A 19,054-nucleotide genomic window follows, 5' to 3' on the forward strand; every position below is an offset into this window, starting at 1 on the left:
TTTTACTCCGCGCTGACGGCGCATGAAAACAGCGGCAGCGTAATCAACGCGCACGTGCCGCGACCCAACCGGGAACGCAGCTGCAATTCTCCCTGATGGGCACGGGCGACTGCCTTGACCACGGTCAGGCCCAGGCCGGTACCGTTGGTTTTGGTGGTGAAAAAAGGTTCGCCGAGGCGTTGCAGCACCACCGGGTCAATCCCGCTGCCGCCGTCGCTGATGCTCAGGCGCAGGGTGTCGCCACGGTTGTACAGGTGAACCTTGAGCCGCGCCCCGGGGCCGCTGGCCTGGGTCGCGTTTTCGATCAGGTTGAGCAGCGCGCCCACCAGCGTGTCGCGGTTGCACAGCAACTCGCCGTGATGGCTGTCGCACTGCCAACGGACTGACGCTTCCAGGATGTGGGTGGCGGCGGCGGCTTGCAGGGACTGCATCAATACCGCCGGGGTGACGCGATCGGTCAGCGGCAATTCGCCGCGGGCGAACACCAGCATGTCGCGCACTTGATGCTCCAGCTCGTGCAAACGCTCCTTCAGGCGACCGGCAAAACGCTGGTGAGTGGCTGCCGGCAACTGTTCATCAGTCAAATGACTGGCGTAAATCAGCGCAGCGGACAACGGCGTACGAATCTGATGCGCCAGGGAAGCGACCATCCGCCCCAGGGATGACAGGCGCTCGTGGCGTGCCAATTGGTCTTGCAGGTGACGGGTTTCAGTCAGGTCGTTGAGCAACACCAACTGGCCGGGTTCGGCGTCCAGGGAACGGGTGGCAATGGACAAGCGGCGCCCGTCCTTGAGAGAGATTTCGTGGCCATCGTCTTCCCGCGGCGCGAAGCAGCGGGTGATGACCTCGCGCCACAGCTCGCCGTCCAGCGGCAGGCCCAGCATGTCGCAGGCCGCCGGGTTGGCTTCGCGCACGCGGCCCTGGTCGTCGATGACGATCACGCCACCGGGCAACAGGTCGAGGAGGTTTTGCAGACGGTTGGCCAGGCGCTCTTTCTCGGCCAGCTCTTCCATGCGCTGGGCACTGACCACCGCCAACTCGCCTTTAAGCTCGGAAACCCGTGCTTCCAACAGGCTGTAGGAGTCAGTCAACTGGCTCGACATCTGGCTGAACAGGGAAAATGCCTGTTCAAGCCCGAGACGGCTGATCTGCTCTACGGAGGGGACAGGCCCCTGAGTGTCAGGGACCGAAGATAATTGGGCGGCGTGGGGCATCATGCTCTCTCGCTTGGCTGACCGTCAGTTAAACGGAACGTTGCGAGTGCTGTAGCAATACCCGTGCCGAAAAAAAACCGCTGATAAATCAGCGGCTTGAAAAACAGGCGTCAATCATCCGCCTGTTCATCACCTTCTTTGCGGCTCATGCCGTACTTGCGCATCTTCTCCACCAGGGTGGTGCGGCGGATGCGCAGGCGTTCGGCGGCACGGGCGACGATGCCGTTGGCGTCGTCGAGGGCCTGCTGGATCAGGCCTTGCTCCAGGCTACCGAGGTAGTCTTTCAAGTCCAGGCCTTCCGGCGGCAGCATGGCCGTGGAACCGAGGTCCGGCGCATGGCCGTTGATGGCCACACGCTCTTCCAGGTCGCTGCGCAGGCTGTCTACCAGTTGCTCGTCTTCATCGTCGACGTAGCGGAATTTCTTCGGCAACTCGACCACGCCGATCACCCCGTACGGGTGCATGATCGCCATGCGCTCCACCAGGTTGGCCAGCTCGCGGACGTTGCCCGGCCAGCCGTGGCGGCACAGGGACATGATCGCCGCCGAGTTGAAACGGATCGAACCGCGCTTTTCGTGCTCCATGCGCGAGATCAGCTCGTTCATCAGCAGCGGGATGTCTTCGACGCGCTCACGCAGGGGCGCCATTTCGATCGGGAATACATTGAGGCGGTAGTACAGGTCTTCGCGGAAGCTGCCGACCTCGATCATGCTTTCGAGGTTCTTGTGGGTGGCGGCAATGATGCGCACGTCGACGCTTTGCGTCTTGTTGCTGCCCACGCGCTCGAAGGTGCGCTCCTGCAGAACCCGCAGCAGCTTGACCTGCATCGGCAGCGGCATGTCGCCGATTTCGTCGAGGAACAGGGTGCCGCCGTTGGCCAGTTCAAAACGCCCGGCACGGCTGGTGATCGCCCCGGTAAAGGCGCCCTTCTCGTGGCCGAACAGTTCGCTTTCCAGCAGCTCTGCCGGGATCGCCCCGCAGTTGACCGGCACAAATGGCCCGTCGCGGCGCTTGGAGTGGTAATGCAGGTTGCGCGCGACCACTTCCTTGCCGGTGCCGGACTCGCCAAGGATCAGTACGCTGGCGTCGGTGTCGGCGACTTGCTGCATCATCTGGCGCACGTGCTGGATCGCACGGCTGGTGCCGACGAGGCTGCGAAACAGGTTGGGTTCGCGGTGACGGCCGCGCTCGCGGGCCTGGTCGTACATCTCGCGGTAGACCTGGGCACGGTGCAGGGAGTCGAGCAATTTGCTGTAGCTGGGCGGCATTTCGAGGGTGGAAAGGACTCGACGGCGCTGGTCTTCCGGAAGGTCCACAGAAGAAATATCGCCCATCAGCAACACAGGAAGGAACTCATCCCAGGTTGACAGTGTCTTTAACAAGCCCAAAACGGCACCAGGAGCATTTACCGTACCGATCAGCACACAAATGACTTCACGGCTCGACGACAAAGAGCTGACCGCCTGCTGCCAGTCGTGGCTGCCGCAGGGTAGATTTTCTTCCCCAAGAAAATTCAGGATCACCGCCAGATCGCGGCGCCGAACGCTATCGTCATCGATCAGCAGGATTTTGGTTTCACGCCACATGCAATAGCAACTTCCCTAGTAAAACTCTAATGCCCTCGAGTTGGGGCAATCTAGATAGCTGTAGGCATTTTCTGCGCTACAGCTTTCTGACGTCTGAAAATAGCACTAGTTAAGTCAAAAATATGTGCACGGTCAAATTAATGACGCGCCTTGTTCGGATTAACTGAGCCTTCAGCCGAACAGATGGTAAACCTTTGACGCACTTTCCGCTCGGTTGATCTGCGACATCTCCTCGAAAATCGCCTGACGCTCCCCGGTCGTCACCTCAAGCAACTGCTGATACACCTCCAGCAAACTCTCCAGTTTTTCCCGCAGGGCATCCTCGTCCACCGGCGCATTGCTCAGCGCGTCGTCAATTACCGCACGACATCCCAGGTCCAGTTCGCCAATGGCATCCCAGTTGCGGGCAACCAATGCATCCATCAAGGCTTCGCGGGTTTCGTCAATCCGTTGCAGGGCGTGACTCATGACATCTTCCTCAGGCCAGCAGGCCTACAGTGTTGCAATACCGTCCCAGCCTTCCTTGAGCGTAATCATCAAGCCGGCCACTTCGTCGATCATCTCGACATCGTTCTTGGTATTGGCTTCAAGCAAACGCGTCGTCATGTAGGCGTACAGGTTATCCAATTGTTGCAAGGCGGCCGGATCATCGGTTTTTTCCGGGTTCAGGCCGTCGCGCAGACCAATCAGGATATCGATCGCCTTGCCCAGCAACAGGCCCTTTTGCGCGATGTCACCACGAGCCATGGCGCCCTTGGCCTGGGCCATGCGGTCCAGCGCGCCTTCCATCAACATCTGGACCAGGCGATGGGGGCTGGCCTCGGAGACCTGGGCATGGGAATTGACCTTCTGGTATTGGCGAAGGGCTCTCATGGGATTCATGTTTCTACCTCGTGACAGGCAACAGCTAAAAAGAATGGGCTCTGACTATTATGTCGACGGTGTCGCAAAAAACTTTAAGCCGGCGGTCTGCTGAAGGTGCGCCCGGGGAAAGTTTTCACGTCACCGGGCGGCTTCATTGAGGATCAATCGGTCTTCGGATTGTTCAGCGCATTGAGCGTAGTCATTACGCTCGATCGTTGAGCGGTGAGCTGCGCCACCAGGCTGTTCATCGTAGTGTACTTGGCAGTCAGGCTCGTCTTGAGTGCAGCCATGCGCGCGGTCAGGCTGTCCTGCTGCACTTGCAGGTCCTTGATGTTCGCCGTCAGCGTCGAGGAACGCGAGGCCAGAACCCCGGTACCGCTCAACGCATAGCTGTCGGTCGCCGTTTTCATACGCGCAAGCAGGCCATTATCGCCGTTGAAAATGCCGCCGATGTCAGTGGGGTTGGTGGCAATGGCCGCACCGAACACCTTGTCATCGATGCTCAACTTACCGGTTGTCTGGTCAGTGTTTACACCAAACTGAGCCAGGGACTTCAACGTACCCGAGCCCGCCAATGAGTTCAGCTCGTTACGCAGGGCCGACTGCAAGGAACGCATCGTGGCATCGCCCGTCAGCGCCGCAGACGTGGTAGAACCATCGGCGTTAGTGGTGACTTTGGTCTCAGTGCCGATCGCTGTCATCAAGGCGTTATAGGTGTCGACAAACCCCTTTACCGAACTCTTCAGCGTGTCGTTACTGCGGGTGACCGTAATGGTCGAGGCGACTCGCGCAGCACTAGTGTCAGTGACACCCGAGGGCAGTGGCGATACGGCGGTCAACTTGATAGTCACGCCGCTGATCGCGTCGTTCAGGGTATTGCTCTTGGACTCCTGAGCGGTACCGTCAATGGTGTATTTCGCATTCACCGGCGGGCCGCCGACAACGGTAGTACCGGTTTCCAGCCCGGTGTTACCACCCAGGGTAATGTCTGTACCGGCGCCGGTATTGGTCGACGTCACCACCAGCCGGGAACCGGTTGCGTCAGTCAGGATGTTGGCACTCAGGCCTGCGCTGCTGTATTGCGCGTTGATCGAGTCGCGCACTTGCTGCAACGTCGCGCCCGGCGCGACGCTGACACCATAGCTCTTACCTGACTGGGAAATCTCCAGGGTCGTAGCCGTAGAGCCACTATTGACGACGCTCTTCGCCCCACCCGGGAAGTTCTGGGTAGCAATCTTCGAGGCGGTCGCCAATTGGTTGACCACCAACAGGTAGCTCCCCGCAGAAGCACCGGAACCCAGGGTGACGGTGGACACGTTGGCATCGGTGGTCGCCGCCGTCAGGCCGCCGATACTGGCGTCCTTGGTCATCGTGTCCATCGCGCCGCGGAACGCATCGAGTGCCGCTTGAATCTTGCCGATCGAGGACAACTGGGCGGTCTGCGTCTGCGACTGCTTGTTGATCTGCGACTGCTTGGGCGCCTGCTCAGCGTTCACCAAGGCCGTAACGATAGACTGGGTATCAATGCCCGTTACCGGGCCGCTGACGGATATATCACCCATGATGTTTCTCCTGATACGGGGCTGGCGCTTTCTTGACGGACGGCGCCTCAAGCAGCTACAGCAACAAAATTCATGCCAGCTCAGACTTTAGCGTCAAACAACACATTGCTGGCGTCGTGAAGACTTTGTGCGAGTTTCAATGCGGTTTCCGACGGGATCTGACGAATCACCTCGCCACTGTCGGTCGCAATGACCTTGACCACCACCTGATGGGTTGAGTCATCAATGGAAAAATCCAGGTTGCGCTGGGCAGCCTGGACGAATTTGCGAATATCGTTGACGGCCTTTTCCAGGTCGTCGGGTTTCGTTTCTTGCTTGGGTGTTGCTGCTGCGACGGTCGCATCAACCTTGGGGGTCTGCGAGTCGGCAGTCACAGGGGCGGGTGCACTCTGTGGCGCTGGGGCAGCAGGATAAGACAGGTTCAACTTGACGCTCATGTCCATGTCCACTCTCCTCATCACGCAAAAGACAAAAGGGCACGTAAACGCGCCCTTCCGTCAGTCAGCTACCGATGGCTATTACTGAAGCAGCTTCAGTACAGCGGATGGCAGTTGGTTGGCCTGAGACAGGATCGCAGTGGAAGCCTGTTGCAGGGTTTGTTGCTTGGTCAACTGAGCAGTTTCAGCAGCGTAGTCAACGTCCTGGATCTGACCGCGAGCGGCGCTGGAGTTGTCCGAGATGCTCTGCAGGTTGGCAACGGTGTTGTCGAAACGGTTTTGTACAGCACCGAGACCGGCACGCTGGGAGTCGATGTCCGAGATCGCCTGGGTGATCACGTCGATCGAGTTCTGTGCGTTGGCAGCAGTGGTGATGTCAGTGTTGTTGACGGTGGTTTTGGTGGAGTTGGCAGCAGTACCGGTAGCTGCGAACAGACCCGTCACACCAGCGCCGCTCAGGGAGTAGCTGCTGGAGGAGTTCAGGGACACTGCACCCGTGGCGATGATCGCGGTGGCAGCCAGGGCAACGGCAGTGCCGGCAGTACCGGTACCATCCAGGGTGGCAACCTTGACGCCTGCGATAGCACCGGCGTCGCCAGCGTTGAAGGTCAGGTTCTCACCGGTATCGGACTTGACCGACAGCGCTTGAGTGGTCGAATCGTAGTTAACGGTGATGCCCAGCTTGGCAGCGTTGGACTTCAGTTGGTCAGCCAGGTCAGAAGCGCTGGTCACGCCAGTGAACTGAACCGCAGTACCGCTACCGACTTTCAAGGTGAAGTTGGCGCTGGCTGGAGATGCAGCAGCGATTGCAGTGGAGTCAACGGTGAACTGAGCAACAGTGCTGGCAGTAGCAGCCAGGCCGCCTACAGCGCCGTTCATTTGCGCAGCGATCTGCTTGGCCGAAGCACCGGCAGCGATGGTCAGGCTCTTGGACTGGCCGCCACCGGTAACGGTGAGTGCGCCGCCGACAACGCCTGTTGCGCTTGGAGCAACGCCTTGAGATTTCAGCTGCTGCGAACCAATGTTGTTGGCTGCAACGTTACCGATGCTCATGTCGATGGTCTGGTTGGCGTTGGCGCCGACCTGGAACGAAGTAGTACCGAAAGAACCGTCCAGCAGGTTCTTGCCACCGAAAGTAGTGGTGGTAGCGATACGGGTCAATTCAGCAGTCAGTGCTGCGTATTGAGCCTGGTTCGACTTACGGTCGTCAGCGCTTGGCGAGCCGTTGGCGGATTGCAGAGCCAGGGTACGCATGCTTTGCAGGATGTTGGTGGACTGCTGCATCGCGCCTTCAGCGGTCTGAGCAATCGAGCTGCCGTCGTTGGCGTTCTTGATTGCAACGCCCAGGCCGTTGATCTGGCTGGTCAGACGGTTGGAGATTTGCAGGCCGGCCGCATCGTCTTTGGCGCTGTTGATACGCAGGCCGGAGGACAGACGCTGCATGGAAGTTTGCAGGGCGCCGGAAGCCTTGTTCAGGTTGTTCTGAACGTTCAACGAAGCAAGGTTAGTGTTTACTGTTAATGCCATGACGAAATCCTCGTGGGTTGTTTACTGCGGCTTCCGGCCCTGGCAACCGCCGGGTGTGGCCTAGAGAACCTTCGTAATAGTTATCGTCGTGAAAGCAGGTTGCTTGAGGACTTTTTTGATTTTTTTTACTAGCACGATGCCACCCCTTGTAATTCAAGCATTTACGATAGCCCGAACCCCAGCATTTGCTGGCTTTTTGGCGCCAAATAAAAAACGCCCATGATCTTTCGATCATGGGCGTTTTTTTGTGCAGCGCCTTTAAGGCCTCAAGGGCGATGCAAAATCGCCGAGCCCCAGGACAAGCCCACGCCAAAACCACTGATGGCGACGCGCTTCCAGGTGGAGTCGAGCATGTGCTTTTCCAGCAGCAGCGGAATGCTCGATGAAACGGTGTTGCCGGTCTCGACCATGTCCTTGATGAACTTGTCCACCGGCGCATCTTCGAAACGCCGGGCCACGGCGTCGACAATCGCCGCACTGCCCTGGTGAATGCAGAACGCGTCAATCTGGTCAGCCTTGAGGTCCGACTCGCTGAGCAGCTCGTGCAAATGGGCCGGCACCTTGAGCAAGGCGAAGTTGAACACCTGGCGGCCGTTCATGAAGAACACGCCATCGCTGACCTTCAAGTGCGGCGCACCGGAACCGTCAGTGCCGAACTTGGCCTTGCCCAACTGCCAGGGCGCGTCTTCGCCCATCCAGGTGGCCGTCGCGGCATCACCGAACAGCATGGTGGTGTTGCGGTCTTCCGGGTCGACAATCTTCGAGTACGGATCGGCGGTCACCAGCAGGCCGTTTTTCAGGCCAGTGGCTTCCATGAAGCCCTTCATCGCATAGATGCCGTAGACATAGCCCGAGCAGCCCAGGGAAATATCAAAGGCCGCCACGTGAGTCGGCAGGCCCAGTTTGTCCTGGACGATGGCGGCGGTGTGAGGCAAGCCCTCTTCGTCGCCGTTCTGGGTGACGACGATCAGCGCATCAATGGATTCGCGCTTCAAATCCGGGTTGTTGGCAAACAAGGCGTTAACCGCCTCGACGCACAGATCGGAGGTTTCCTGTACAGCATCCTTGCGCGGCAGGAACGCCGAACCGATCTTGCCAATGATGAATTCTTCATCCTTGGCGAATTTGGCACCCTGGGCGTAGTTATCGATCCCGTCTGCCGGCACGTAACTGGCGATGCTTTTTATGCCAATCATTGTGGCTTCCCAATACTAAATAGCTGGAGAACACCCCGCGGAACACATCGCCGGGTGCTGACAATAATGGGGATAACCCCGCAAAAAACTCGCCGAAAACCGCCTTTAACCCTGGCGGCAGGCCCTCGCAGAGACCTGGCGACGACCTATCCTTTTCACACGATACAGTGAAGATGCGCTTTATGACTCACAGGTCACTCAATTTTCTGCGCTTTGTGCGAAACACGGGGACATACAAGCGCCAGAAACAACAACGGCCCACCCCGTTTCCAGGGTGAGCCGCAGGTTTACAGCCGCCGAATCACATCTTGCTGAACAGGCTCAGCTGGGAGATTTTCACGAACGCCAGTTGCGAGGCCTGCAGCATGGTCTGCTGCAAAGTCAGGTCAATCGCCGCCTGCCCCATATCAACGTTGGCCAGGGACGACATGGTGGAAGTATTGGCCAGGCCCAGGCTGGTGTTTTCCGCACTCTGGATATCCATGGCGTTCTGCCGCGCACCAATGGCGCCGCGTACCTGGTCGATCTGCGCCGAAGCGTTGCCCAGGTTGCCAATGCTCGTGGCGACCACGTCCTTGAGGTTATTCAAGGCAACCGTATCGCCTTCCGCCGGGGTTTCCAGGGCCTTGCGCAACTGACCCAAGGTATCCAGGGCATTCATGTTCTTGTTGCTGGTGGCACCAACCGAGAACTGGTCACCGGCTCCGGGTGTACCACTCACACCAAAGGTCAGGCCCGCCGTGGTGATCGACGTCGCGCCGGCGGCCATGGTGCCGCTGGCGATGGCCTTGCTGTCGGCGGAATACGGCTGGGCGAACACCTGGTAATCGGTGCCACTGGTGAACCTGATCACCGCACCCGAGTTGGGAAAGGTGCTGGTATAGGCCGCCGGGTCCGTGACGCTGCCGCCGGTCAACTGCGCGGTGGACGGATTGCTGGCCGTACGGGAAATACTGAAGCTGTCGGGCTTGGTTGCCAGGGAGAATTCCTTGCCCGCCACCAGCGCATCGGATGCCGGGCCCGACGCGACGTCTTTGCCCAGGTTCAGCCGGATGTCGAACGTGACGCCCCGCAGGCTGACGCTGGAGGAGCCTTCCTTGGTGGAGTCAAACGTACCGTTACCGGTGATCTCCGACGTGACGTCGTTGCCGTCTTTGTCGGTCACGCTGTATTGGGTGCTGCTGGCGAAGGTCAACTTGTACGGCTGGCCATCGGAAAAGCTGTTGGCAAACTTCGTGCTCGACGTGACCAGGCCCGCCGAGATCCCCACCTTGCCGTCATTCACGGATGGCGGCAGCAACGTGGCCTGAGTGCGACCGGTGTTGGACGAGCTTTCCAGCAGCGCCTTGCCGGTATCGCCCATGGAGATGGAAAGGTTGTTCGAAATCTGCAGGCTCAGGGGCGTCTCGTCACCCTGGTAGCTGTAGGTGCCGTCATTGTTGCGGATGTACGGCGGCGTATCGGTCTTGGCACCGGAGAACATGTAGTTGCCGCTGGAGTCCTTGGAGTTGAGCAAGCCCAACACCTGGTCCTCAAGCGCACCCACCTGGGCGGCAATCGCCTTGCGATCGTCATCGCTCTTGGCGATGTTACCGGCCTGCTGCGCCAAGCCCTGGGCCGTCTGCAACGCGGTGTTGATGCTCTGCAGCACGCTCTCTTCGTTGGTCAGGGAGTTTTGCAGGGTGGTGATGTTAGTGTTGTATTGCCCCAACATATCCTTCTGCTGTTGCAGCATCAGCAACTGGGCAGCGGCCACCGGGTCATCGGAGGCGGTTTGTACCCGGACGCCGGAACTCGCCTGGTCCTGGGCCTTCACCACACCGGAATAGTTGTCCTGGTATTTGGCGGAGCTGGTGTCGAAATACTGCTGTGTAGAAATGCGCATCGTCCCAGACTCCCTTAAAGTGCGTTGATCAGTGTGCTGAAGGTTTCCTGCGCCGCCTTGATAATCTGCGACGACGCGGTGTAGTACTGCTGGAACTTGATCATGTCGCCCGCCTCTTCATCCAGGTTGACCTGGGACACCGAGTTGGCAGCCGCCTTGTTCGCCGTCAGCAGCGCGCCCGTCGCGGTGCTGTCGGTATTGGCCTGGGCGGCCTTGGAACCGACTTGGGACACCAGGCGGCTGTTGGCACTGACCAGGCTCACGCCCCCGTTGCCGTCCGTCACGCCGACAGTTGCCTTGGTTTGCAGCGCCAGCAGCGACTGGGCGTTGCGGCCGTCGGAGGTGGCGCCACTGTTGAAGGAGAAGGTGGTGCTGTCGTTATTGGCCGGCGAGCCGCCAACGGTGGTATCAAAACTGAAGCTCTTGCCGGTGATCACGGCACCGCTGGCATCGCGCATCGGTACATTGATGGTGATCTTGTTGCCCTGGCCCGGAATGATGCTGCCGGTGCCGATCTTGAAGCCTTGGGCGTCGGTGACGGTGTACGGCTGGGTGCCGTCCGCGGCCTTGTCGCCAAACACCATTTTCACCGGCATCGAGTTTTCGATCCCGGTGCGCAATTGGGCGGTATCGGCACCGCCGTGAATATCCAGCGGCACCGTCAATTGCGGCGGCGTGAACGTGCCGGTGCCGGTGTTCTTGCCGGCAACGCCCGCCAATGGACCGGCGAATGCGAGTTTATTCGGGTCCGTCAGGTCGACGCCGATCCCGCTGGCGCCATTGCTGGTGGGGCTGACCTTGAAGCTGTCACCCGCCGCCATCGGCCCCTTGCCATCCAGCGCCAGGGTGAAACCGTCAATCACCGGTGGCGGCGTGGTGGTGGTATCGAACGAGCCCATGGCCTTGCCGTCCGAACGCACCACGTTGTACTGGTTGCCGCTGGTGAACGTGACCTTGTAGTCGTAGGTGGTCAGCTTGCTGCTGTCGGCAATCGACACATTCAGGTTGCCGGAGCCGGCGCTGTTACCCGCTGTCCCCTGGCTACGCTGGGAGATGGCCGCCGCACTGTTGATATCGCTGAACAGCGAAGAGCCGAAATCACCATTCAGATCCAGGCCCTGGCCCAACTGATTGTTGATGGTATCGGCGGTGACGATGGCCAGTCGGCCAAGGTCATTGATCGCGGGCATCAGCACATCACTGCGATAACGCATCAGGCCGCCAATGCTGCCACCGCTGACCACCGAACCGATGTCCATGGACGTGCTGCCCATGTTGATCTGGATGGTGTACTGGCTGCTGTCGTTCTTGCTCGGCACGGCCGAAATGGTATTGGCGACATCGCCGTCTACCAGCGACTGCCCGGTGCCGGTGGTGATGTTGACCTGGCCGTCCTTTTCAGTGGCCGTGACACCGATCAGCTCATTGAGGGAGCGCACCGCTTCGTTACGCGCATCCAGCAGGTTGGCGGGCGCATTGCTCGTCGAGCCCTGGACCTGGGAAATCTGTTTGTTCAACGACGCAATCGAGGAGGTCAGCTTGTTGACCTGATCACTCATGGTGCTCAACTGGCCGTTGATACTTTCTTTCTGTTGGGTCAACTGCGAGGAAATCGCGTTGAACCGGTTGCTCAAGGTCTGGGCACTGGTCACCAGCAATTGCCGGGCGGACACGTCACTGGGGGTGGCCGCAGCAGTCTGCGCTGCCGCGAAAAAGGCGCTGAGCACGGCCGACATGCCGGTGCTCTTGTCCGACAGGGTCTTGTCGATCGCACTGGCCTGGCCCAGGTAAGCGTTGGCGTCGCTATTGAGGGCGGTGCTGTTCTGGTAAGCGGTGTTCAAGAAGTCGTTGTACACCCGGCGCACATCCGCCAGGGTCGTACCGGTGCCGATGAACACGCCGCCGAACGCATTCGACGCACTGGCGTTCTGGGTGGTCTGCTGACGCGAGTATCCCGGGGTGTTGACGTTGGCGATGTTGTTACTTAAGACCGACAACGATCCTTGGGCGGCGTTGAGCCCCGACATCCCGATATTGAGCAAACTCATGATTCAGACCTTATAAATGAGTGGAAGCGCCCGCGGCAGCGTAGTTCTGGTAGCTGTTCATCGTTTTTGCGATCTGCGAAATCTTGCTGGCGTAATCCGGGTCGGTTGCATAACCGGCTTTTTGCAACTCGCGCACAAACTGTTCCGGGTTGTCGGCTGATTTCACAACTTCTTTATAGCGATCATTGCTTTGCAGCAACGTCACCAGGTCATGGAAGCTGTCCTGGTAGGAGTTGTAGGAACGGAACTGCGCCGTCTCCTTGACCATCGCACCATCGCGAAACTCGCTGGTGATCGCCCGGGCCTTTTCGCCCTGCCAACTCTGGCCGGCCTTGATGCCGAACAGGTTGTGGCTGCTGGTGCCGTCTTCGGCACGCATCACCGATTTACCCCAACCGGTTTCCAAAGCGGCCTGGGCCACCAGGTAACGTGGGTCGATGCCAATCCGTGCGGCGGCCTGCTTGGCCATCGGCAACATGGTGGCGACAAATTCGTCCTGCGAGCTGAAGGCTTTTTTCGCTGGTGCCAGCGGCGGTTGGGCCACGGCGCGACCGTAAACCTGCATCTGCCCACGAGGGGGTAGTGCGGCAAGGCTGCGGGCGGAACTGTTGATCACACCGTCATCGGCGGCGCTGTTACGCAGCGGCGCGGCCTTGGCGACAGTGGTGGTGGCATCGGCACCCGGCACGATGCCGGCCAGCAGACGATCCGTCAGCTTGCTCGGCAACGAGATGCGGCGCTGGTTCATCAGCGCCATGTCGTTGGCGTGGGAGTGGGTGCCCTCAGGCACCGCCACGCGGTACGCCCACAATGGCCGCTGACCATTGCTGCGGCCCAGCGGGCCATCGGCCTGGGTACCGGCGGCAATTTCGGTCGGCACATCCACTTTCTTCGCGGGAGCTGCCGGGCCTTGCAAGGTGGCCGCCTGGGCGTCCACCGGCTTGTTCTTCTGCATCTGGCGCAGCAGCACGTCCGCCAGGCCAATACCACCGCCCTCACGAGACAAGGAGACCGCCAACTGCTGGTCGTACATTTCCTGGTACTGCTTGGCCGCCGGCGTATTCAGCGGGTTGTCCTTGCCCAGGGCTTCGGTGGCCGAGCGCATGGACTTGAGCATCTCGCCGAGAAACAGCGACTCGAATTCCTGCGCGACCTTGCGCATGTTGCCGTCGCTGTTCTTGTCGCCGAACTTCAACTGGTTCAGCCGGTTGAGGTCGGAATAGGAACCCGAGTCCGCCGTGCTGGTCAGGCCGCTTTTGCGCATGTCCATGGCCATGGCGTCAGATCACGATCAGGTCGGCTTGCAAGGCGCCGGCCTGTTTCAATGCTTCGAGGATCGCCATCAAGTCGCCGGGGGCTGCGCCCACCTGGTTCACCGCGCGGACAATCTCGTCCAGGGTGGTACCGGGGCCGAACTTGAACATCGGCTTGGCTTCTTGCTGGGCATTCACCCGCGAACGGGGGACCACGGCAGTCTGGCCGTTGGACAGCGGGCCGGGCTGGCTGACGATCGGGTCTTCGGTGATGGTCACGGTCAGGCTGCCGTGGGTCACGGCCGCTGGCGAAACCTTGACGTTCTGGCCAATCACGATGGTGCCGGTCCGCGAGTTGATGATGACTTTCGCCACCGCCTGGCCCGGGTCAACCTCAAGGTTTTCCAGCAACGACAGGTAGTCCACACGCTGGCTTGGGTCCAGCGGTGCGGTGACACGCACCGAACCACCGTCGATGGCCTGGGCCACGCCCGGGCCGAGCAGCTCATTGATCTTGTCGACCACGCGCTTGGCGGTGGTGAAGTCGGAACGGTTGAGGTTCAGGGTCAGGCTGTTGCCCTGGTTGAAGCCGCTGGGCACAGTGCGCTCCACGGAGGCACCGCCGGGAATCCGGCCGGCCGACGGCACGTTGACGGTGATCTTCGAACCGTCACGGCCTTCGGCGTCAAAGCCGCCCACCACCAGGTTGCCCTGGGCAATCGCGTAGACGTTGCCGTCGATACCTTTGAGCGGGGTCATCAGCAAGGTGCCGCCCCGCAGGCTTTTCGAGTTACCCATGGACGAGACGGTGATGTCGACCACCTGCCCCGGCTTGGCGAACGGCGGCAAGTCAGCACTGATGGACACCGCCGCAACGTTCTTCAACTGCACGTTGCCCGAACCCGGCGGTACCTTGATGCCGAACTGCGAGAGCATGTTGTTGAAGGTCTGCAGGGTGAACGGGGTCTGGGTGGTCTGGTCACCGGTGCCGTTAAGCCCCACCACCAGGCCGTAGCCGATCAACTGGTTGGACCGTACGCCGGAAATGCTCGCGATGTCTTTCAAGCGCTCAGCCTGGGCGCCTGCGCTCAGGGTCAGCAGCAACATCGCAGCCATCAGCTGTTTGAAGTTCAAAGTGATCACCTAGAAAGGGAACAGCGGGCTAAGGAAGAAACGGTCAAACCAACCCGGCTGACTGGCGTCAGCAAACGAACCCGTACCCGAGTAGGTAATGCGTGCATCGGCAATCCGTGTCGACGGCACGGTGTTGTCGGTGGATATATCGTCGGCGCGAACCATGCCCGCAATGCGCACCAGTTCGTCACCGGTGTTGAGGGTCATCCACTTCTCGCCACGCACGGCAATGATGCCGTTGGGCAGCACGTCGGCCACGGTCACGGTGATCGAGCCGGTCAGGCTGTTGCCCTGCCCCGCCGCACTTTTGCCGTTGGTGGCGCGGTCGCCGCTGTAGCCGGCGTCGAGGCTCAAGTCGCCGCTGCCTACCGGGTTGTTGGTATTGAGGCCACCGCCAAACAACGAGGTCAGGCCGATGCTGGTCTTGCTGGTCTTGCCGATCTGCGAGTTGGCGTTCTTGCTCGCCTGAGTCTTCTCGTTCAGCGTGATGGTGATGATGTCACCCACCCGGAAGGCCTTGCGGTCGCTGTACAGGTTCTGCTCGAAACCGGCCTGGTAGATCGAGCCATTGTTGGCGGCCGCCGGCAGCGGCGTGCGCGGCAACACCGGCGCATAGTACGGGTCATTGGGTTTTGGCGTCGGGGCGACACAGCCCGCGAGCACAGCAATCCCACTCAATGCCAGAACAGAAACATAGCGATTCATGACCCATACCTCACGGTGTTGCAGGCGCCTTCAAGGAGGCCCCATAGACTTGATTACAGATTCTGCGTTACGAACGAAAGCATCTGGTCGGCGGTGGAAATCACCTTGGAGTTCATCTCGTAGGCGCGTTGAGTGGTGATCATGTTGACCATCTCTTCAACGGTACTGACGTTGGATGTTTCCAGGGTGCTTTGCAGGGTGGTACCAAAACCGTTGAGGCCAGGGGTGCCGATCTGCGGCGCGCCGCTGGACGCGGTTTCCAGGAACAGGTTATTACCAATCGCCTGCAGGCCGGCCGGGTTGATGAAGTCGGCGGTTTGCAGGTTGCCGATCACCTGGGAGGCCGGGTTGCCGGCCACGGTGATCGACACGGTGCCGTCGTTGCCGACGGTGAAGGTCTGGGCGTTGTTCGGCACCACAATCGCCGGCTCCAGTGCGAAGCCGTTGGCCGTCACGACCTGGCCGTTGGCGTCCAGGTGGAAGGTACCGTCGCGGGTGTAGGTGGTGGTGCCGTCCGGCTGCAGGATCTGGAAGAAGCCCTTGCCGTTGACCGCCAGGTCCAGCGGCTGACCGGTTTGCTGCAAGTTACCGGCGCTGAAGTTTTTCTGGGTGCCAACAATCGCCACACCGGTACCCAGTTGCAGGCCCGACGGTAATTCGCTGTCCTGGGTCGACTGGGCGCCAGGCTGCTTCTTGATCTGATAGAGCAAGTCCTGGAACTCAGCGCGGTCACGTTTGAAACCCGTGGTCGACACGTTGGCCAGGTTGTTGGAAATGGTGGTCAGGTTGGTGTCCTGGGCGGACAAACCGGTTTTGGCAACGTATAGAGCCGGAAGCATGTTCTTCTCCTTCGTGCGCCTGTTTTATGGCGCCGCGCTACAAAATTAGTGTGTGGCTGCTATCAGCTCATTGCCAGGACGCGGGTCATGGCCTGATCGTCTTCTTTGGCGCTGTTCATCATCTTGATGTGCAATTCGAACTGCTTGGACAGAGCCAGTACCGCCGTCATTTCTTCAACCGCGTTCACGTTGCTCGCCTGCAGGAAGCCCGACGTCAGCTTGACGTTGGCATTGGCTTGCGCCGGCTGGCCATCTTTGGTGTGGATGGTGCCGTCGAGGCCCTTGGTCATGTTCTTGAGGTCGGGCTGCACCAGCTTGATCCGGTCCACTTCAGCCATCACCCGCGGGCCTTCGCCCATGGCGCGGATGCTGATGGTGCCGTCCTGGCCGACTTCGATCTGTTGCTGGGGCGGCACGGCAATCGGACCACCGTTGCCCATGATCGGCATCCCGTTGCCGGCCCGCAGCACGCCCAGTGCATCAACGTTCATGCTGGCGCTGCGCACGTAGGACTCACCGCCATCCGGGGTTTGCACGGCCATCCAGCCATCGCCGCTGACGGCCACGTCGAGGTCACGGCCGGTTTCAATCATCGCGCCAGGGGAAAAGTCCGTGCCTGGGCGCTCGGTCAAGGCAAAGGCCCGCGCCGGAAAGCTGTCACCGAACACCGGCATCGAACGCGCCTGTTCCAGGTCACGCTGAAAACCATTTGTGGAAACGTTCGCCAAGTTGTTGGCGTGGGCCTTCTGCGCCAGTGCATTCTGGCTGGCGCCGGTCATTGCCACGTAAAGGTACTTATCCACGCTCTTTCCTCTTTCTGACGGACGCTTGCCGTCCACCGCTGTACTGATGAGGCTTAAGCAATTTGCGAACCAACTTTTGCAAATGCGCAAAAGTCCAGGCGGGGCGGGGGTTTGCGGTTTGAGTTGCGCAAATGACGGCTGGAGGAGAGTCGAAAAAACGGCGGACTTATGCCGCTAACGGCAAGTACAGGTATCAAGACCGACAAAGAACCCATGTGGGAGCGGGCTTGCTCGCGAATGCGGTGTGACAGTCACCCTATGTATCGACTGACCTACCGCATTCGCGAGCAAGCCCGCTCCCACAGGTTTAACCGCGTTCGGCCTTGAGCACTTCGTAGTCCCGCAACTTGTTGGCGATGGTGGTGTGGGATACGCCCAGCCGCTTGCCCAATAGACGGCTGCTGGGATGCTCGGCATACAACTGCTCCAGCACCGCCTTCTCGAAGCGTCCGACAATCTCCTCCAACCCGCCTTCCAGGGAAAAATCCCCCAGCGGCTGGCGCACGCCATAATCCGGCAGGCGAATGTGCTCGGCCTTGACGGTGCCACCCTCACACAGCGAAACCGCCTGGAACAGCACGTTCTCCAACTGCCGCACATTCCCCGGCCAGTGGTAATGGCTGAGGCGATCCATCGCCGCCGGCGCCAGCTTGGGCAGCGGGCAGCCGATCTGCCGGCTGGCCTGATCCAGAAAGTGCTCCACCAGCGGCGGCAACCCATCCAGGCACTCGCGCAGGGGCGGGATATGCAGCGAGAGCACATTGAGACGATGGTAAAGGTCCTGGCGAAATTCGCCCCGGGCGCACAGTTCGGAAAGGTCCACCTGGGTCGCGCAGATCACCCGCACATCCAGGTACACCTCTTCATCACTGCCTACCCGGCGAAAGCAGCCGTCCTGCAGAAAGCGCAGCAACTTCACCTGCAACCGCGCGCTCATTTCACCGACGCCGTCGAGAAACAACGTGCCGCCCGCCGTCAGCTCCAGCAGCCCCAACTTGCCCTCCGCCCTCGCCCCTTCAAACGCACCAGGCCCGTAACCAAACAACTCGGTCTCGGCCATGGACTCCGGCAAACCAGCGCAGTTGAGCGCCATCAATGGCGACTGCCCGCGCGGGCTGGCCAAGTGGCAGGCGCGGGCCAGCAACTCTTTACCGGTGCCGGTTTCGCCTTCTATTAATAGAGGGGCATCCAACGGTGCCATGCGCCGGGCTTCACGCACCACGGCGGCCATGACTTTGGAGCTTTGGAAAATGCTGTCGAAGCCCCGCAGTTCCTGCTTGCGCACATTGTAGATACGCTCACCCACGCGGTCGGCACGGTGCAAGGTCAGCACGGCGCCGGCCATGGCTTCGCTGTCGTCATGTTCAGAGGATTGCAGCGGGGCGATATCGGCCAGGAACACGTCGCCTTTGACCTTGACCCGCAAGCCATTGATCCGCGATTTGCTGGCCCGCACCAGTTCCGGCAAATCGAAGTCTTCGGCGTAGCGCGACAACGGAATGCCCGGCACCTCATCCACCCGCACCCCGAGCAACTGCGCCGCCGCGCGGTTGGCGGCAACGATGGAGCCGCCCATGTCGATGGACAGCACCGGAAACTCCAGCGCCCCCAGCAGCGCATTCAGTTCCATGTGCCGACGCTCACTGGGCATCAGCCCTACCCGCTTGACGCCAAACACCCCGGCAATCGCTTCGAACTGCGGGCGCAATGCCTGGAATTGCAGGTTCACCAGATTCGGGCAGAACAGGTAAATGGCGTTGCCGTGTTCACCACCGACTTCGCCCTTGGCGACGTTCACGCCGTACTCCACCAGCAGGTTGAGGATGTCCCGCAGGATGCCGATGCGGTTCTGGCAATGCACTTTGATACGCATGAGAAGGCCCGAAGAGGTGGAGGCGCTGCGTCTTTTTGCCGCTGGGCGCAGATAATCGTCAAGATTATGTGACAGTCGCGAGGCGATTCACACCCAAAACACGCCACATACACAACGAGACGCCCCAA

The 19,054-nt window shown here is 60.2% G+C and carries 16 protein-coding genes; all 16 read right to left on the reverse strand.

Features of this window, described 5'->3' with window-relative positions; translation table 11 throughout:
* Positions 1-2 precede the first annotated feature (2 nt).
* Positions 3-1,214 carry a PAS domain-containing sensor histidine kinase gene (locus NVB75_RS11110; protein ID WP_258348580.1) on the reverse strand — a complete coding sequence of 404 codons (1,212 nt, stop codon included), beginning with the start codon at positions 1,212-1,214 and terminating at the stop codon, positions 3-5.
* Between the two features lie 110 nt (positions 1,215-1,324).
* On the reverse strand, positions 1,325-2,800 hold the full coding sequence (locus NVB75_RS11115; protein WP_258347164.1) for a sigma-54 dependent transcriptional regulator: 1,476 nt from the start codon (positions 2,798-2,800) through the stop codon (positions 1,325-1,327).
* 171 nt (positions 2,801-2,971) lie between these two features.
* Complete coding sequence (locus NVB75_RS11120) at positions 2,972-3,268, reverse strand: flagellar protein FliT (RefSeq protein ID WP_258347165.1); 297 nt, start codon at positions 3,266-3,268, stop codon at positions 2,972-2,974.
* A 24-nt stretch (positions 3,269-3,292) separates the two neighbouring features.
* A complete protein-coding gene (gene fliS / locus NVB75_RS11125) occupies positions 3,293-3,682 on the reverse strand; it encodes a flagellar export chaperone FliS (RefSeq protein ID WP_076015142.1) in 390 nt (129 codons plus the stop codon).
* A 143-nt stretch (positions 3,683-3,825) separates the two neighbouring features.
* Positions 3,826-5,226: a flagellar filament capping protein FliD gene (gene fliD, locus NVB75_RS11130; protein ID WP_258347166.1), complete on the reverse strand. Its 1,401-nt coding sequence runs from the start codon at positions 5,224-5,226 to the stop codon at positions 3,826-3,828.
* Positions 5,227-5,306: 80 nt separating this feature from the next.
* Positions 5,307-5,669, reverse strand: coding sequence for a flagellar protein FlaG (locus NVB75_RS11135; RefSeq protein WP_258347167.1), 363 nt, complete (start codon positions 5,667-5,669; stop codon positions 5,307-5,309).
* Positions 5,670-5,744: 75 nt separating this feature from the next.
* Positions 5,745-7,190, reverse strand: coding sequence for a flagellin (locus NVB75_RS11140; protein WP_258347168.1), 1,446 nt, complete (start codon positions 7,188-7,190; stop codon positions 5,745-5,747).
* A gap of 266 nt (positions 7,191-7,456) precedes the next feature.
* Positions 7,457-8,386 (reverse strand): ketoacyl-ACP synthase III, encoded by a 930-nt coding sequence (locus NVB75_RS11145; RefSeq protein ID WP_258347169.1) that lies wholly within the window; start codon positions 8,384-8,386, stop codon positions 7,457-7,459.
* Between the two features lie 301 nt (positions 8,387-8,687).
* Positions 8,688-10,271, reverse strand: a complete 1,584-nt coding sequence (locus tag NVB75_RS11150) for a flagellar hook-associated protein 3 (protein WP_258347170.1) — start codon at positions 10,269-10,271, stop codon at positions 8,688-8,690.
* Between the two features lie 14 nt (positions 10,272-10,285).
* A complete protein-coding gene (gene flgK, locus NVB75_RS11155) occupies positions 10,286-12,319 on the reverse strand; it encodes a flagellar hook-associated protein FlgK (RefSeq protein WP_258347171.1) in 2,034 nt (677 codons plus the stop codon).
* 10 nt (positions 12,320-12,329) lie between these two features.
* A complete protein-coding gene (gene flgJ / locus NVB75_RS11160) occupies positions 12,330-13,595 on the reverse strand; it encodes a flagellar assembly peptidoglycan hydrolase FlgJ (protein ID WP_258347172.1) in 1,266 nt (421 codons plus the stop codon).
* Between the two features lie 4 nt (positions 13,596-13,599).
* Positions 13,600-14,688, reverse strand: a complete 1,089-nt coding sequence (locus NVB75_RS11165) for a flagellar basal body P-ring protein FlgI (RefSeq protein ID WP_258348581.1) — start codon at positions 14,686-14,688, stop codon at positions 13,600-13,602.
* A gap of 27 nt (positions 14,689-14,715) precedes the next feature.
* A complete protein-coding gene (flgH, locus tag NVB75_RS11170) occupies positions 14,716-15,411 on the reverse strand; it encodes a flagellar basal body L-ring protein FlgH (RefSeq protein ID WP_076015134.1) in 696 nt (231 codons plus the stop codon).
* Positions 15,412-15,464: 53 nt separating this feature from the next.
* Complete coding sequence (flgG, locus tag NVB75_RS11175) at positions 15,465-16,250, reverse strand: flagellar basal-body rod protein FlgG (protein WP_017477441.1); 786 nt, start codon at positions 16,248-16,250, stop codon at positions 15,465-15,467.
* Between the two features lie 62 nt (positions 16,251-16,312).
* Positions 16,313-17,053 carry a flagellar basal body rod protein FlgF gene (locus tag NVB75_RS11180; protein WP_076015133.1) on the reverse strand — a complete coding sequence of 247 codons (741 nt, stop codon included), beginning with the start codon at positions 17,051-17,053 and terminating at the stop codon, positions 16,313-16,315.
* Between the two features lie 307 nt (positions 17,054-17,360).
* A complete protein-coding gene (locus NVB75_RS11185) occupies positions 17,361-18,926 on the reverse strand; it encodes a sigma-54-dependent transcriptional regulator (protein ID WP_258347173.1) in 1,566 nt (521 codons plus the stop codon).
* Positions 18,927-19,054 lie beyond the last annotated feature (128 nt).

Origin of the sequence: Pseudomonas sp. CBS (assembly GCF_024734645.1) — a bacterium.
Classification (GTDB): Bacteria; Pseudomonadota; Gammaproteobacteria; order Pseudomonadales; family Pseudomonadaceae; genus Aquipseudomonas.

What these genes read in the sequence shown, in the direction of transcription:
- NVB75_RS11110 (WP_258348580.1), bottom strand. Translation starts at nt 1,214, where the DNA reads ATGCCCCACGCCGCCCAATTATCTTCGGTCCCTGACACTCAGGGGCCT.
- NVB75_RS11115 (WP_258347164.1), bottom strand. Translation starts at nt 2,800, where the DNA reads ATGTGGCGTGAAACCAAAATCCTGCTGATCGATGACGATAGCGTTCGG.
- NVB75_RS11120 (WP_258347165.1), bottom strand. Translation starts at nt 3,268, where the DNA reads ATGAGTCACGCCCTGCAACGGATTGACGAAACCCGCGAAGCCTTGATG.
- fliS (WP_076015142.1), bottom strand. Translation starts at nt 3,682, where the DNA reads ATGAATCCCATGAGAGCCCTTCGCCAATACCAGAAGGTCAATTCCCAT.
- fliD (WP_258347166.1), bottom strand. Translation starts at nt 5,226, where the DNA reads ATGGGTGATATATCCGTCAGCGGCCCGGTAACGGGCATTGATACCCAG.
- NVB75_RS11135 (WP_258347167.1), bottom strand. Translation starts at nt 5,669, where the DNA reads ATGGACATGAGCGTCAAGTTGAACCTGTCTTATCCTGCTGCCCCAGCG.
- NVB75_RS11140 (WP_258347168.1), bottom strand. Translation starts at nt 7,190, where the DNA reads ATGGCATTAACAGTAAACACTAACCTTGCTTCGTTGAACGTTCAGAAC.
- NVB75_RS11145 (WP_258347169.1), bottom strand. Translation starts at nt 8,386, where the DNA reads ATGATTGGCATAAAAAGCATCGCCAGTTACGTGCCGGCAGACGGGATC.
- NVB75_RS11150 (WP_258347170.1), bottom strand. Translation starts at nt 10,271, where the DNA reads ATGCGCATTTCTACACAGCAGTATTTCGACACCAGCTCCGCCAAATAC.
- flgK (WP_258347171.1), bottom strand. Translation starts at nt 12,319, where the DNA reads ATGAGTTTGCTCAATATCGGGATGTCGGGGCTCAACGCCGCCCAAGGA.
- flgJ (WP_258347172.1), bottom strand. Translation starts at nt 13,595, where the DNA reads ATGGCCATGGACATGCGCAAAAGCGGCCTGACCAGCACGGCGGACTCG.
- NVB75_RS11165 (WP_258348581.1), bottom strand. Translation starts at nt 14,688, where the DNA reads ATGGCTGCGATGTTGCTGCTGACCCTGAGCGCAGGCGCCCAGGCTGAG.
- flgH (WP_076015134.1), bottom strand. Translation starts at nt 15,411, where the DNA reads ATGAATCGCTATGTTTCTGTTCTGGCATTGAGTGGGATTGCTGTGCTC.
- flgG (WP_017477441.1), bottom strand. Translation starts at nt 16,250, where the DNA reads ATGCTTCCGGCTCTATACGTTGCCAAAACCGGTTTGTCCGCCCAGGAC.
- NVB75_RS11185 (WP_258347173.1), bottom strand. Translation starts at nt 18,926, where the DNA reads ATGCGTATCAAAGTGCATTGCCAGAACCGCATCGGCATCCTGCGGGAC.